Source organism: Sinorhizobium sp. NFACC03, from assembly GCF_900103435.1.
GTDB lineage: Bacteria > Pseudomonadota > Alphaproteobacteria > Rhizobiales > Rhizobiaceae > Ensifer.
Genome location: NZ_FMXF01000018.1, coordinates 109,843 through 124,263 on the forward strand (window position 1 = coordinate 109,843; position 14,421 = coordinate 124,263).

Annotated in this window: 14 protein-coding genes and 1 riboswitch; of the genes, 7 read left to right on the forward strand and 7 right to left on the reverse strand. The window is 62.2% G+C overall.

What is annotated here, in order from left to right; all coding sequences use genetic code 11:
• Positions 1–12: 12 nt before the first annotated feature.
• The 5 genes from BLU35_RS21730 to BLU35_RS21750 all read left to right on the forward strand — a co-directional run bounded on the left by BLU35_RS21730 (position 13) and on the right by BLU35_RS21750 (position 4,579).
• The gene (locus BLU35_RS21730; RefSeq protein ID WP_093234436.1) at positions 13–951 is read left to right on the forward strand and encodes a sugar phosphate isomerase/epimerase family protein; all 939 of its coding nucleotides are present in this window, start codon (positions 13–15) and stop codon (positions 949–951) included.
• A gap of 100 nt (positions 952–1,051) precedes the next feature.
• Entirely contained in the window at positions 1,052–1,837 is a 786-nt protein-coding gene (locus BLU35_RS21735) for a DeoR/GlpR family DNA-binding transcription regulator (RefSeq protein WP_093234456.1), read from the forward strand.
• Complete coding sequence (locus tag BLU35_RS21740; protein WP_093234437.1) at positions 1,834–2,601, forward strand: triose-phosphate isomerase; 768 nt, start codon at positions 1,834–1,836, stop codon at positions 2,599–2,601. Before BLU35_RS21735 ends, BLU35_RS21740 begins: the two co-directional genes overlap by 4 nt.
• A 43-nt stretch (positions 2,602–2,644) precedes the next feature.
• The gene (derI, locus tag BLU35_RS21745) at positions 2,645–3,088 is read left to right on the forward strand and encodes a D-erythrulose-4-phosphate isomerase (RefSeq protein ID WP_093234438.1); all 444 of its coding nucleotides are present in this window, start codon (positions 2,645–2,647) and stop codon (positions 3,086–3,088) included.
• Positions 3,089–3,295: 207 nt separating this feature from the next.
• The gene (locus BLU35_RS21750) at positions 3,296–4,579 is read left to right on the forward strand and encodes a low temperature requirement protein A (protein WP_058321848.1); all 1,284 of its coding nucleotides are present in this window, start codon (positions 3,296–3,298) and stop codon (positions 4,577–4,579) included.
• 378 nt (positions 4,580–4,957) lie between these two features.
• On the opposite strand, the gene BLU35_RS21755 is transcribed toward BLU35_RS21750, so the two are convergent.
• From BLU35_RS21755 to BLU35_RS21785, 7 genes are all read right to left on the reverse strand, one after another.
• Entirely contained in the window at positions 4,958–5,431 is a 474-nt protein-coding gene (locus BLU35_RS21755; RefSeq protein WP_058321849.1) for a 6,7-dimethyl-8-ribityllumazine synthase, read from the reverse strand.
• Between the two features lie 91 nt (positions 5,432–5,522).
• A riboswitch (FMN riboswitch) is annotated at positions 5,523–5,673 on the reverse strand.
• 491 nt (positions 5,674–6,164) lie between these two features.
• Complete coding sequence (locus tag BLU35_RS21760; protein WP_063891459.1) at positions 6,165–6,509, reverse strand: TfoX/Sxy family protein; 345 nt, start codon at positions 6,507–6,509, stop codon at positions 6,165–6,167.
• A gap of 95 nt (positions 6,510–6,604) precedes the next feature.
• Positions 6,605–7,666 carry an ABC transporter ATP-binding protein gene (locus BLU35_RS21765; RefSeq protein WP_057253378.1) on the reverse strand — a complete coding sequence of 354 codons (1,062 nt, stop codon included), beginning with the start codon at positions 7,664–7,666 and terminating at the stop codon, positions 6,605–6,607.
• Positions 7,667–7,677: 11 nt separating this feature from the next.
• A complete protein-coding gene (locus BLU35_RS21770) occupies positions 7,678–8,460 on the reverse strand; it encodes an ABC transporter permease (RefSeq protein WP_057253380.1) in 783 nt (260 codons plus the stop codon).
• Entirely contained in the window at positions 8,457–9,338 is an 882-nt protein-coding gene (locus tag BLU35_RS21775) for an ABC transporter permease (RefSeq protein ID WP_057253381.1), read from the reverse strand. The genes BLU35_RS21770 and BLU35_RS21775 overlap by 4 nt, the downstream gene beginning before the upstream one ends.
• Positions 9,339–9,524: 186 nt before the next feature.
• Entirely contained in the window at positions 9,525–10,631 is a 1,107-nt protein-coding gene (locus BLU35_RS21780) for an ABC transporter substrate-binding protein (protein WP_057253383.1), read from the reverse strand.
• 205 nt (positions 10,632–10,836) lie between these two features.
• Positions 10,837–11,715, reverse strand: a complete 879-nt coding sequence (locus BLU35_RS21785) for a MurR/RpiR family transcriptional regulator (protein ID WP_057253386.1) — start codon at positions 11,713–11,715, stop codon at positions 10,837–10,839.
• Between the two features lie 174 nt (positions 11,716–11,889).
• Between BLU35_RS21785 and BLU35_RS21790 the strand changes: the two genes are divergently transcribed.
• Together BLU35_RS21790 and BLU35_RS21795 are read left to right on the forward strand one after the other, a co-directional pair.
• Positions 11,890–12,663 (forward strand): N-formylglutamate amidohydrolase, encoded by a 774-nt coding sequence (locus BLU35_RS21790; RefSeq protein ID WP_093234457.1) that lies wholly within the window; start codon positions 11,890–11,892, stop codon positions 12,661–12,663.
• A gap of 113 nt (positions 12,664–12,776) precedes the next feature.
• On the forward strand, positions 12,777–14,324 hold the full coding sequence (locus tag BLU35_RS21795) for an amino acid permease (RefSeq protein WP_057253390.1): 1,548 nt from the start codon (positions 12,777–12,779) through the stop codon (positions 14,322–14,324).
• The last annotated feature ends 97 nt before the right edge of the window (positions 14,325–14,421 follow it).

Below are 14,421 nucleotides of genomic sequence, written 5' to 3' on the forward strand. Positions count from 1 at the left end.
GGGAGTAAGGTCGTGGCCTTCACGCTGTCGCTCAACACCAATCCGCTAGTCAACCGTTTCGCCGAAGCCGACGACCTGATCGACACGATCGCCGAGAAGATCGGCATCGGCTACGTGCAGCTGACGCATGAATTCGTCAATCCGGGCTGGCCGGCGGCGACGATCGCCAAGACCGTCAGGCAGTTTCGCAAAGCGCTGGACCGCACCGGGGTGAAGATCACCTCGGGCATGACCGGCCCCTATGGCCGGCTCAACCATTTCGGCCATCCGGATCCGGATGTGAGGCGCTACTATGTCGACTGGTTCAAGACCTTTGCCGATATCTCCGCCGAACTCGGCGCGTCCGGCATGGGCACGCAGTTCGCGATCTTCACGCTGAAGGATTACGACGATCCGGCGCGGCGCGAGGAGATGATGCGGATCGCCATCGAATGCTGGCGCGAAGTGGCAGAGCACAGCAAGGCGGCGGGGCTCTCCTACGTCTTCTGGGAGCCGATGTCGGTCGGCCGCGAATTCGGCCACACGATCGAGGAATGCCGATCGCTCGACCGGCGGCTGGCCGAGGCCGATCTGCCGATTCCGATGAAGATGATGGTCGATATCGACCATGGCGACGTCACCTCGGACAATCCCGATGATATCGATCCCTATGCCTGGGCCGGGGCGTTTCCCGAGCGTTCGCCGATCATCCACATCAAGCAGTCATCAATGAACAAGGGCGGCCATTGGCCGTTTACCGCTGCCTACAACCGGGACGGCCGCATCACGCCGGAGAAGCTGATCGGCGCGGTCAAGGCTGGCGGCGGCACCGACAACGAGATCTGTCTCGAGCTTTCCTTCCGCGAGCGCGAGCCGACCGACCACACCGTCGTGGAGATGATCCGGGAGTCGGTGGAGTTCTGGGAACCCCACATCGATACCGGTTTCAATCGCCCACAGAAATCACATTGAAAGATCACAAAATCACACAATAGAAATTGAAATATCACAAATAGGTGTTATCTTCTCACGGTGAGCGCGGCCATGGCTGCGCGTGATCGGGACCGAGATGATGAAGCCGGAAGACAGGCGACAGGCGATCATGGATGTGCTGATGGAGGCCGGAGCGGCGTCCGTCGAAGACCTGTCCTTGCGCTTCGGCGTCAGCAAGATGACGGTGCATCGCGACCTCGACGACCTCGAACAGGCGGGCCTGCTGCGCAAGGTGCATGGTGGCGCCTCGATCCAGTCGAGCCCACAATTCGAAAGCGACTTCCGTTACCGTGAGAAGATCGCCACCGCCGAAAAGCGGCGGATCGCCGAATATGCGGCGGGGCTGATCGAGCCCGGGCAGAGCATCCTGATCGACGACAGCTCGACGACCGGCGCGATTGCCGAATGTATCCGCGACATTCGCCCGCTGACGGTCATCACCAACAATCTCGGCGTGATCACCAGCCTCTCGGGTGCGCCGGGCATCAATGTCATCGCGCTCGGTGGCCAGTACAGCAAGAAGTTCAATGGCTTCTTCGGCATCGTCACCGACGAGGCGCTGCGGTCGCTGCGCGTCGACATCGCCTTTCTCTCCAGCTCTGCGATCGAAGGGACGACGGCCTTCCACCAGGACCAGGAGGTGGTGCAGGCCAAGCGCCTGATGGTGAAGGCGGCCAAGCGCAAATACCTGCTGGTGGACCACGACAAATTTGGGCGCTCGGCGCTCCACTTCCTGACCGGGCTCGATGCCTTCGACGCGGTGCTGACCGGCGCCGAAGTGGCTGCCGAGCATGCAGCACCCCTCGAAGAGGCGGGCATCCGGCTGGTCAGGGTTGGCAATAGCAAGACATCGGAGAAAGCATGAACAAGTCCGGGCTCTGGGTCGGCACCAGCTGGAAGATGAACAAGACGCTCGCCGAGGCGATGGCCTTTGCCGAAGGCCTGGCTACGGCAGACGCAGCGCGCGACGAACGGATCCAGCGCTTCGTCATCCCGCCGTTCACGGCGGTGCGTGAGGTCAAGGCGCGGCTTGAAGGCGCCAGCGTCAAGGTCGGCGCGCAGAACATGCATTGGGACGATGCCGGCGCCTGGACCGGCGAGGTGTCGCCGCTGATGCTGAAGGATTGCAATCTCGACGTGGTCGAGTTGGGCCATAGCGAGCGGCGCGAACATTTCGGCGAGACGGATCGCACCGTCGGCCTGAAAACGGCGGCGGCCGTGCGCCATGGCCTGGTGCCGCTGATCTGCATCGGCGAGACGTTGGCCGAGCGTGAGGCGGGCGAAGCGGACGCGGTGCTGAAGCGTCAGGTCGAGGGCGCTCTGGCGCTGCTCGAAGGCGAGGCGAAGAACGCGACCATCCTGCTTGCCTACGAGCCGGTCTGGGCGATCGGCGTCAACGGCATTCCCGCGACATCAGACTATGCCAACGAGCGCCACAAGCGCATCGCTGACGTCGCCGAAGCGGCGCTCGGCCGGCGCGTGCCGGTGCTCTATGGCGGCAGCGTCAATCCCGGCAACTGCGAAGAATTGATCGCGCAGGTGCATATCGACGGCCTCTTCATCGGTCGCTCCGCCTGGGACGTCACTGGCTATCTCGACATTCTGCAGCGTGTCGTAAAGGCGATCTGAGCCTTCGGCCGCGGCAGTTCCTGAAGAATGGAAAGGAACAATCATGAAGATTGCAATCGGGGCAGATAGCGCCGGCAAGCCCCTGCTGGACGTCATTGCCGCCCATCTCGCGGGCCGGGCCGACGTCGAGGTCGTGGACCTCAGCCAGTCCGGCTATTACGCGGACCTCGCGCAAAAGTTGGCGCAGCAGGTCGTCGAGGGCAAGCACGACCGCGGCATCCTGTTCTGCGGCACCGGCATCGGCGTCTGCATCTCGGCCAACAAGGTGTCGGGCATTCGCGCAGCATTGACGCACGACACCTATTCGGCCGAGCGGGCAGCGAAGTCGAACAACGCCCAGATCATCACCATGGGCGCACGCGTCATCGGGCCGGAGCTGGCGAAATCGATCGTCGATACCTGGCTTGCGTCCGAATTCGATCCGCAGGGCGCTTCGGCCGGCAACGTCGATGCGATCGATCGCCTGGATTCCGTCAGAGCGGGGTGAGGAAAGTGTGTGCGGTTTTCCGCCCGCATTCCTCTCTTGCTAAGGCCTGAACCCAATATCGCGACGCCCGTTGATCCTCCCTCAGGCATCGTGACGAAGCGCCCGGCAGTAATGCCGGGCGCTTTACGTGCAGCGTTCTACCTGCCTTGACGACGCTTCCGCAAATATTTGAATATGCTTGCAGATCGTTGAAAAGGGCGTCACCGCATGAGCGAAACAACCTCGACCGAGCCGCATCCGAGCAGCCATCACCACGTGGCGCGCATGAGTGGACGTGATACGCACGAACATCACAGGACTGCGACGACACTCGAACTGCTGTTCGACCTCACTTTCGTCATCGCCTTCAGCCTGGCCGCCTCGCAGCTCGCGCATCTCTTCGCCGAGGGCCACTTCACCGCAGGGCTGATCGGCTTCGGCTTTGCCACCTTCGCCATCTGCTGGGCCTGGATCAACTTCAGCTGGTTCGCTTCGGCCTACGACACCGACGACTGGATCTTTCGCAGCGTCACCATGGTGCAGATGGTCGGCGTGCTGATCCTGGCGATCGGCCTGCCGCCGATGTTCGAATCGATCGACAAGGGCGAGCACCTCAACAACGGCGTCATGGTGCTCGGCTATGTCGTCATGCGCGTCGCGATGGTCTTCCAGTGGCTGCGCGCCAGCCGGCAGGATCCGGCGCGGCGGGAAGCCTGCATGGCCTATGTGAAGGCGATCAGCGTCGCCCAGCTTGGCTGGATCGTTTTGATCTTCTTCGACTTCTCGCTGGCGGTGACCTTTGCCCTGGTCGTCGCGCTGACGGCGATCGAGATGCTCGGCCCCTACATTGCCGAGATGCACTATGGCGGCACGCCCTGGCATGCGCATCACATCGCCGAGCGTTACGGGCTGCTGGCGATCATCGCGCTCGGGGAAGGGGTGGTCGGAACGGTCGCCTCGATCTCTGCCGTGGTCGAGGGCGAAGGCTGGAACCTCGACGTTGCGCTCGTCTGCCTCGCCGGCACCGGGCTCACTTTCGGCATGTGGTGGATCTATTTCCTTTTGCCGAGCGCCGAGGTGCTGCACCACCACCGCCTCAAGCGGTCCTTCGTCTGGGGTTATGGCCACATACCGATCTTCGCCGCGATAGTCGCCACCGGCGCCGGGCTGCACGTGGCGGCCTATTATATCGAGCACAAGGCCCATATCAGCTCGGTCGCAACTGTGCTGACAGTCGCGGTTCCAGTCGGACTCTACATCGGCCTGCTCTACGCGATGTACGCGTATCTGCTGCGGCAGACGAACCGGCTGCATCTCTGGCTGCTTTGCGGCACGGCGCTGGTGCTGATCGCGTCCGTCGTCGTGGCGATGCTTGGGCTCGATATGGCGATGTGCCTGATCATCCTGACGCTCGCGCCCGTCGTCACCATCGTCGGCTACGAGGCCGGCGGCCACCGCCACCGGATGGCGGCGCTGGAGCGCAGCCTGCAGGACGGCGAGGCGGCGCGGTAGGCGCGAATTTGAGAGTCGAGACAGGGGCTTATCGGCTGGGGCTGCCGGCTTGAATCAGGTGGCTCACAAGTGGATTCAACGGGAGTGCTTGTGGCGTTCCGGGGGGCTGCGAGTTCGGCATGATCTGAGAGCAATTCTGCCCCTCACCCTAACCCTCTCCCCGCAGGCGGGGAGAGGGGACGAGAGCTCTCGCTGGCGGGATGGCTCTGATTGACCTCAGGGGGGCCGGCCGTTCTCGAGAGAGGATGAGTTTGGGTGACAAGGAGCCACGCGTGTCCTTCTCCCCGCAAGCGGGGAGAAGGTGGCCGGCAGGCCGGATGAGGGGCAGCGCGCTTACGGCGCACCCGCCAGGCAGGCTCACTTCGGAGCCGCAGACGATCAGGCGTTGACCAGCGCCAGCTTGGCGCGGGCATCCAAAATCTGCGAGCAGGCGTTGGCGGCTTCCGTGCCCTTGGTGACGAAGTGTTCGCGGAAGAAGGCAATGAGCGGTTCGCTTTCCTGGAAATTGTGCGGCGTCAGTACGGCCGAAAGCACCGGCACATTGGTGTCGAGCTGGACGCGCATCATGCCGTCGAGCACGGTGCCGGCGACGAAGTCGTGGCGGTAGATGCCGCCGTCGACGACGAAGGCGGTGCCGAGGATCGCGGCGTAGCGGCCGGTCTTTGCCAGCGTCTGCGCATGCAGCGGGATTTCGAGCGCGCCCGGCACATCGAAGATCTCAACGTCGGCAGCCGAACCGCCGAGCTTCGTCCATTGCGCGACGAAGGCATCGACGCAGCGGTCGACGATATCGGCATGCCAGCGGGCACGGACGATCGCGATCTTGGCGGCGGGGTGGGAAAAAATGGTCATGGTCTCAAGCCTTTCAGGGTTTGGCGTTTCCAATGATCCCGTCGGGCGAACATGCATGCGCGCGAGGTCCCGTCGCTGGGCCCACGTTCCTGCTTGCTCTCTTCCATCCGGACTGTGACCGTCGGCTCCGGAATTCGACCGGATCTGCTGACCTCTGGAGCGTAAGCTCCAGAGCGCTCGCGGGCTTCGGCCTTTCGGCCGCTACCGCCGGTGGGGAATTTCGCCCCGCCCTGAGAACAACGCGACTATATAGTCCGCCTGCGAGCGATCAAACGCACGGCGCGACGAAAAGAGGGGAAATCACGACAGATTTTTGCATGTCCGGCCGGAGCGCGAGAAACTCTTTCTCGTTCCGGTATTTTCGCGCTGGCTGCGGCCGACTTTATCTGCAGGGCGATCAGCTGTCGGGGATCGATGCATCACCTGTGAAAAGTCGAATAACAAGCGCGAGATATCAACGGTTCCTCACCTGGGGACGAGAACCCAGAAACCACTTGCGCACCCAGGACGATTCATAGTTAGTGCGAAGCAGAAGCAGCCTTCATCAATTTTTCTTTTGGTGACAGAAAGGCGCTCCGATTGGCGAAACTCCCCACGAAACCCGACAGTGAGCACCTCAAGCTGAAGCTTTGGGTTCTTGAGGCATCCGCGATTGGGCGGTATCCCATCACGTGTGTCTTTGTCATCGCCTTGCTGTTTATGGGTGGCAAGGCGTTTGGGATTTGGTGAAGCGCTATCCGCGCAGTTCGTCGTCTTCGGCTGAAAGTGCCCTCCCGGCCCAATGGAGAAGGGCGTCGCGATCGTCGAGGCAGTCGACAGGCGCTTCGTAGAAGCGATGCACGACCACGGTCTTGCCGCCCTTCTCATAGGTGAACGGCTGGCAACCCTCTGTGATAAGCGCGTCTTTCAGCGCCTGATCAACCCTGAAATAGAGGCGGTCCTTGATGCTGACGGCAAAGCGCTTGTCTGCGACGACGTAGGCCCAGCCGCCGAAGAAGCGGTCAATCTGAACAGGCCCGAGATCGGAGAGTTCATCCTGGATATGCCTGACGAAGGCACTTGGTTCAGCCTTGGCCATGATTGCAACCTCGCGGGTCTCCGGCAATGGTGCAACGAACCGCTGCATACTCGCTGGCGCCCTGCGCGCCAGCGTTCATCGGTCTTCTGCAAGGCCTACTCGCGAATAACGAGCAGGTCCTTGGCGGCGAAGCGCAGGGTGACGTTGTCGCCCGAGACCGGCGGGGTTACGCCCGGATTGTTGAACATGTCGAAGGAGATGACATCGCCGCCGACGCGAAGCCGCGTGCGGATGACCGAGCCGAGGAAGCTCGTCGAGACGACCTCGCCGGCAAGCGCCGTATCGCCTTGCGCCCCTTCGGCAATCGAGCCCGCTTCAGGGCGCAACGCCAGCGAGATGCTGTCGCCACCCTTCATGCCGGCAATCGGGTCTTTCAGAGCCACCTGCTGGTTGCCGATCGTTACGGCGCCCGAGGCCGGATCCGCGACCTTGCCCTCGATGATGTTCAGCGTGCCGACGAAGGAAGCGACGAAGCGCGTTGACGGCGTGTTGTAGATCTCGAAGGGGGTGCCGATCTGGTCGGCACGTCCGGCATTCATGACGACGATACGATCGGAGATCGACAGCGCCTCTTCCTGGTCGTGGGTGACGAAGACCGTGGTGATGCCGAGCTGCTGCTGGATCTGCCGGATTTCTTCGCGCAGCGACACGCGGATCTTGGCGTCGAGCGCCGAAAGCGGCTCGTCGAGCAGCAGCACCTGCGGCTTGACCGCAATGGCGCGGGCAAGCGCCACGCGCTGCTGCTGGCCGCCGGAGAGCTGGTAGGGGAAGCGGTCCGCCAGGTGCTCGAGCTTGATCAGCCCGAGCATCTGCTTCACCCGTGCGTCGATCTCCGACTTGTCAGTGCCTGCGACCTTGAGGCCGAAGGCAACGTTGTCATGCACGTTCATGTTCGGAAACAGCGCATAGGCCTGAAACACCATGCCGATGTTGCGCTGGTTGGGTTTCAACGACCCTTGGTCCTTGCCGTTGATCACGATAGAGCCGGCGGAGGGTGTCTCGAAGCCGGCGATCATGCGCAGGACGGTCGTCTTGCCGCAGCCGGACGGACCCAGGAAGGAGACGAATTCGCCCTTCTCGATGTCCATGTCGAAATCGTGCACGACGTGAACAGGGCCGAAGGACTTCTTGATGCTGGTGAGTGACAGAAAACTCATGGGTGCGGTCCTCAGGCCTTGGGAGGCGCGCTTTTTTGGAAGCGCGAGACGAGCTGGATGAGGCCGAGGCAGCCCCAGGTGATGCCGAATGCGATAACGGCGAGTGCGGCAGGCTCATAGGCGCGGTTGGCGCCCAAGAGCTGCATGTACGGGCCGAAGGCCGGGCGGTTCAGAAGTGCCGCCATGGTGAACTCGCCGATGACGATGGCAAAGGTCAGGAAGGCGCCTGAAAGCACCGCGACGAGCACGTTCGGCAGAATGATCTTGGCGAGGATCGTGGCCCATCCGGCGCCGAGGCTCTGGGCGGCTTCGGTCAGGGTGGCGACGTCGATGGTGCGAAGGCCGGTGTCGACCGCGCGGTACATGTAGGGCAGAGCGAGCGTCGCGTAGCCGAACATCAGGAGGATGTTGGTCCCCGTCAGCGAGCCCGTCAGCGGCAGCCAGCTCGAGGTGTTGTAGAGCCGGATATAGCCGAAGACGATGACGATCGCCGGGATAACGAGCGGCAGAAGCGTGATGAACTCGATATAGGGGCGCAGCCGCGGCAGCTTCAGCCGGACCCAATAGGCGGTAGGTACGACGAGCAGCACGCCGAAGACGATGGTGAACAGCGCCTGCAGCACCGAATAGCTGAAGGTTTCCTGGAAGCGCGGATCGGCGAAAACCTTCTGATAGGCGTCGAAGGAATATTCGCCGCGGCGCATCTTCAAGGAGAAGTTGGTCATGCCGATGAGCGGCAGGGTGAAATAGAGGAGGCCGAAAACGAGGGCCCCCCAGGCCCAGATCTTCTTCATTTCAGCCACCTTTCGCTGCGGCCGCGCAGCCAGATGTAGATCGCGTTGGCAATGCCGGTGACGACGATCATGCCGAAGGCGAGCGCATAGCCGAGATGCGGATTGCCGAGCACGTCGCCGCGGATCTGGGCGAACAGCAGGATCGGCACGATCGACAGCGACGAGCCGGTGAGCGCGATCGCGGTCGCAACGGCGCCGAAGGCATTGGCGAAGAGCAGCGCCAGCGTGCCGAGCAGCGAGGGAAGCAGGATCGGGAAGGCGACCATGCGCCAGTACTGCAGGCCGGTGGCACCGAGGATTTCGGCGGCCTCGCGCCATTCGCGCTTCAGGCCGTCGAGCGCCGGCGTGATGATGAGGATCATCAGCGGGATCTGGAAAAAGAGGTAGGTGACTGTCAGCCCCCAGAAGGACAGGAGATTGAAGCCGAGCATTCTGAGGTCGAGACCGAAGTTCGAGCGCAGGAACACCGTAACGATGCCGACCGGGCCGAGGGTAGCGAGAAAGGCGAAGGCGAGCGGCACGCCGGCAAAGTTGGAGGCAACGCCGGAAAAGGTCAGAAGCGGCCCGCGGATGCCCTTCGGCAAGCCGCCGAAGACAATGGCCGAGGCCATGGCAAAGCCAATCAGGCAGCCGAGGAGCGCCGAGGCTATGCTGATCTTGATCGAGATCCAGTAGGCCGCAAGGATCGAGGGCGTGAACAGGCCACGGATGTTCTCGAACGTGAAGCTGCCATCCGGTGTCTGAAAGGCGCCGACCACGATCTTTGCCGTCGGCAATATCAGAAACAGCGTCACAAAGGCGGCAAAGGGCAGAATGCCCAGCCAGTGAAGCGGTAGGCGACGCGCCGGCGGGCTGGCGTCGGGTTTAGCAGATGACATTCCGTTCGCGCCCCTGAAACCGCGTTATCGACGCGGGCGTTATTGATACTTGCAAGTTAGAGCGGGGTGCGGGCTGAAACCCGCGCACATTTTTCCTCATTCCGCTCCAAAGACTTGAATTCCTTACGAATAACTTATGTCGCCCCGGCCGGAAAACCGGCCGAGGCGACATGTCTGTGGAAAGACTTACTGAACGTTCGCGCCGACGACGGAATCCCAGCCGCCGGTGACGGCAGCCTTGTTGGCATCGACTTCTTCGAGCGTCGGGAAGTAGGCCTTTTCATAAGACGCTGCCGGCGGCAGGGCGTCGATCAGTGCCTGCGGAACCTTGCCGGCCTTGACCATCGCGTTGAAGCGGGTCGGGTGGCAGAAGCCCTTGAGCCAGCCGAGCTGACCTTCGTCGGAATAGAGGTGCTCCATCCACAGCTTCGCTGCGTTCGGGTGCGGCGCGTAGGCCGAGATGCCCTGAACGTAGACGCCGGCGAGAACGCCGCTGGCCGGAACGACGACTTCGGTCGGCGGGTTGCCGTTGAGGGTCTTGGCCCAGCCGAGCGCGTTGTAGTCCCAGGCAACGATGATCGGGGTCGAGCCCTGGGCGAGCGTACCGGACTTGCCGATGACCGGAACGAAGTTGCCGGCCTTGTTGAGTTCGGCGAAGTAGCCGAGGCCAGCTTCACCGGCTTCCTTGCCCGACTTCGCACCCTTGGCGAGACCGGCGGCGAGAACGCCGAGGATCGCCTGGTTCGACGCGCGCGGATCGCCGGCGAGAGCGACCTGACCGGCATATTCCGGCTTCAGGAGATCAGCCCAGTCCTTCGGAGCGGTCTGGACAAGGTCCTTGTTCACGAGGAACGACATCACGCCGTAATAGTCGCCGTACCAGTAGCCTTCGGCGTCCTTGACGCTGTCCGGGATCTCGTCCCAGGTGGAAACCTTGTAGGGCTGCAGCAGGCCTTCGGCCTTCATCTGCGGGCCGAAGGCGAGACCGACGTCGACGACGTCAGGGGCCTGCGGACCCTTGTTGTCCTTGTTGGCCTTGACGGCTTCGACTTCGTCAGCCGAGCCCGCGTCCGGGTTCAGTTCGTTGACCTGGATTTCCGGATACTTGGCCTTGAAGGAGGCGATGACGTCGCCATAGCCGCACCAGTCGTGGGGCAGGGCGACGGTGGTCAGCATGCCTTCCTTCTTGGCGGCTTCGATGAGTTCGGCGCTCGGCTCGGCGGCGGCGATTGCGGTCGTCGCCAGGAAAACGGCGGTGGAAAGCGAAAGCAGGCGATGGGTTCTTGAAATCACTGGTGTTCTCCTTATGGGTTTAGTCAAATTCGTGGGGTATTCAGTCGATTTCGGCTAGGCTGTTAAAGAGATGCCATGAAAGTAATGTGACAGCGGTTTATCCGTTCGCGCCGCCTATGTCGTTGGAAGAACATTTCTTTTTCTGGCGGGGTGGCTCACTGTCGCACAACTGTATGAAATTCCGTGAACGGGTCGGCGAGCACTCCTAGACGGGTTTGCGAAAGATGCGGGTGGAATCGAAAAGGCCTTCGAGCGTTTTCATTCGATCCCGGGTTTCCTCCCAGTTCGAACTTTGCACCGCCTCGATCAGGGCCTCGATCAAGAACAGGATCACCACCGAGCTGTCCCAGGCCGACGGTACTTCGATCTGCGAGCGGAACACGCGGGAGGCGGATTTGGCGACCGGCGAAGTCCAGCGATCGGTGAAGAGGATGATCTCGACGCCACGCTCGCGGGCGGATGTGGCGAGCGTCGCCATCTCCTGCTCGTAGCGGCGAATGTCGAACAGAATCAAGACGTCGCCCTGGCGCATATCGAGCACGTAGTGCGGCCAGGCGCTGGCGTTGGAGGCGATCTCGGTGACACCCGGACGAATGACCTGAAGATGGGTGAAGAGATAGTCGGCAAGCGCATGGGTGATGCGGCCTCCGAGCAGATAGATGCTGCGCTTGCGGTCGGCGATGAGGGCGGCGGCCTCGTCGAATTCCCGTGGATCGATCTGGGTCAGCGTCTCGCGCAGATTGCTGGTGATCGCGTCGGCGAAGCGGTTGAGCGTGTGGGTTCCCGGCGCATTGGCGGCCCAGCGGTCGTGCTTGGTGATCGGATTGGAGATCGTCGCTTCCAGTTCCTGGTGCAGCCGCGCCTGGAAATCCGGAAAGCCGCGGAAGCCGAGCTTCTGCACCATGCGCGCGACGGTCGGAGTCGATACGCCGGCGTTCTCGGCGACCGTGGTGATCGAGCCGAGTCCCGATACGGGATAATTGTCGAGAAGTGTCTCCGCCAGTTGCTTCTCCGCGCGGGTCAGCGCGGTGAAGTGGGCATTGATCACATCCGACACCGTCGTCGATGTCGCCTTGCTGCTCAAAATGTCTCCCCTGAACCGATCTAGAGCCGGTTTGTGACAGATTAAACATCGCTGTCACAATTGGAGTCAATCGCAATTTTGAAGAGATCGTTTCAGATTTTGATTGACACTCGCCAATCTCTGAAGAATTCTTTTCATTAACGAACGTCTAACGGGCAAAAGGGGATGCCGGTGTTGACGCGACTTTTGACCGAAGCAGATGGCGATCCGGTTGCGATCGAAAACGCCACAGGGAAGGGCGATATCGTGCTCGTCTGCGAGCACGCCTCGCGTCGGGTTCCGGAGCGCCTCGGTACGCTCGGCCTTACCGAGCAGGCTCTCGAAAGCCACATCGCCTGGGACCCGGGCGCGCTGGCCGTCGCCAGGCTTCTTGCCGGCAAGCTCGATGCGGCGTTGATCTACCAGCGCTTCTCGCGGCTTGCCTATGATTGCAACCGTCCGCCCGAGGCGGAGGCGGCGATGCCGGTTCTGAGCGAAGTTTACGAGATCCCGGGAAACCGGACGATGACCGACGACGAGCGGCAGGCGCGGGTCGATGAGATCTATCGCCCGTTTCACGATTCGGTCGCGCGCTTCGTTTCCGCCCGCAAGGCCGCCGGCAGGCCGCCGATCCTGGTGACGATGCATAGCTTCACGCCCGTCTATTTCGGCAAGCCGCGGGCCGTCGAGGTCGGTATCCTGCACGATGCGGACAGCCGCCTTGCCGACCACATGCTGGCGGTGGCGACGAAGGGGCAGGTCGCCTACGACATCCGCCGCAACGAGCCCTATGGCCCGGCCGACGGCGTTACTCACAGTCTGATTGAATACGGCGTCCTCAACGGACTGCCGAATGTGATGATCGAGATCCGCAACGATCTCATTCGCAATGACATCGGCCAAAGGGTCATGGCCGACTATCTGGAAGGACTGCTGCGCAAAGGCGCGGCGGCACTTTCAGCACAATAAAAGACCCTGGGGAGCGGCTTGGCCGCGGTCCTGTGCCGGCTCGCCGGGACAGGTGGTTGATGGGACCCAGCCGCAATGGGGCGGCCTGGTCTGAAGAAATCAGGGGAAGAAAAATGTCAGACTACAGCGACTTGGACAAAAAGCAGGACATGAGTGTCTTGCACTCGATGGGCTACGCCCAGGAGCTCGAGCGGCGCATGAGCCAGTTCTCGAACTTCGCGGTGTCGTTCTCGATCATCTGCATTCTCTCCGGCGGCATCAATTCGCTCGCCCAGGCGACCGCCGGCGCAGGGGGCGCCGCGATCGGCATCGGCTGGCCGCTTGGCTGCTTCATTTCCTTGGTCTTTGCGGTCGCCATGGCGCAGATCAGCTCGGCCTATCCGACGGCCGGCGGCCTCTACCACTGGGGTTCGATTCTTGGTAACCGCTTTACCGGCTGGGTGACCGCCTGGTTCAACCTGCTCGGTCTCGTCACCGTTCTCGGCGCGATCAACGTCGGCACCTATTACTTCTTCATGGGTTCCTTCGGCACGCCCTATTTCGCGCTGGAGGACACAACCACTACCCGCATCGTCTTCCTGGCGATCATCACCGGCGCACAGGCGCTCGTGAACCACATGGGCATCGGGCTCACCGCCAAGCTCACCGATTTCTCCGGCTACCTGATCTTCGCAACTGCGATCCTGCTTGCCGTCGTTTGCCTCGCGGCCGCCGACAGCTACGACATCGCAAGGCTCTTCACCTTCTCCAACTATTCCGGTGAAGCCGGCGGCAACGTCTGGCCGCAGACGTCGGGCACCTGGGTGTTCCTGCTCGGCCTTCTGCTGCCGATCTACACGATCACCGGCTACGACGCTTCTGCCCACACCTCGGAAGAAACCGTCAAGGCGGCGGAATCCGTGCCGCGCGGTATGGTTTCTTCCGTGCTCTGGTCGGCGCTCTTCGGCTACATCATGCTGTGCGCCTTCGTGCTGATGATCCCGAACATGGACGAAGCTGCCAAGCAGGGCTGGAACGTGTTCTTCTGGGCGATGGACGCCCAAGTCAACCCGGTCATAAAGGACATCCTCTATCTCGCCATCCTCGTCAGCCAGTGGCTGTGCGGCCTGGCGACGGTGACCTCGGTATCACGCATGATCTTCGCCTTCTCGCGTGACGGCGGTCTGCCGGCCTCCAGGGCGCTCGCCAAGGTCAGTCCGACCCACCGCTCGCCGGTTGCGGCGATCTGGACCGGCTCGATCCTCTCGGTCCTGTTCGTCTGGGGCTCGTCGCTCGTGTCGATCGGCGAAACGCCGGTTTATACGATCGTCGTCTCGTGCACGGTCATCTTCCTGTTTTTCTCCTTCGCGATCCCGATCACGCTCGGCCTTTTCGCCTGGGGAACCTCGAAGTGGGATAAAATGGGCCCGTGGAACCTGGGCGAGGCGATGTTCAAGCTCTTCGCGGTTCTGTCGATCATCGCCATGGTGCTGATCTTCGTTCTCGGTATCCAACCGCCGAACGACTGGGCGCTCTACATCACCGTGGGCTTCCTGGTGCTGACGGCTCTGATCTGGTTCGGCTTCGAAACCCGCCGCTTCCGCGGCCCGCCGATCGGCGACGAAGTGGCGCGCCGCCAGGCCGAGATTGCCGCTGCCGAAAAGGCCGTCGGCGAAGTCTGAACACCAACAAAATGGGCGGGAGCGCGACCGCGACTTCCGCCTTTTCTTTTCCGGAGCTTGTCCGGTTACTTGAACGGATCACGTCCACGCGGCCCAA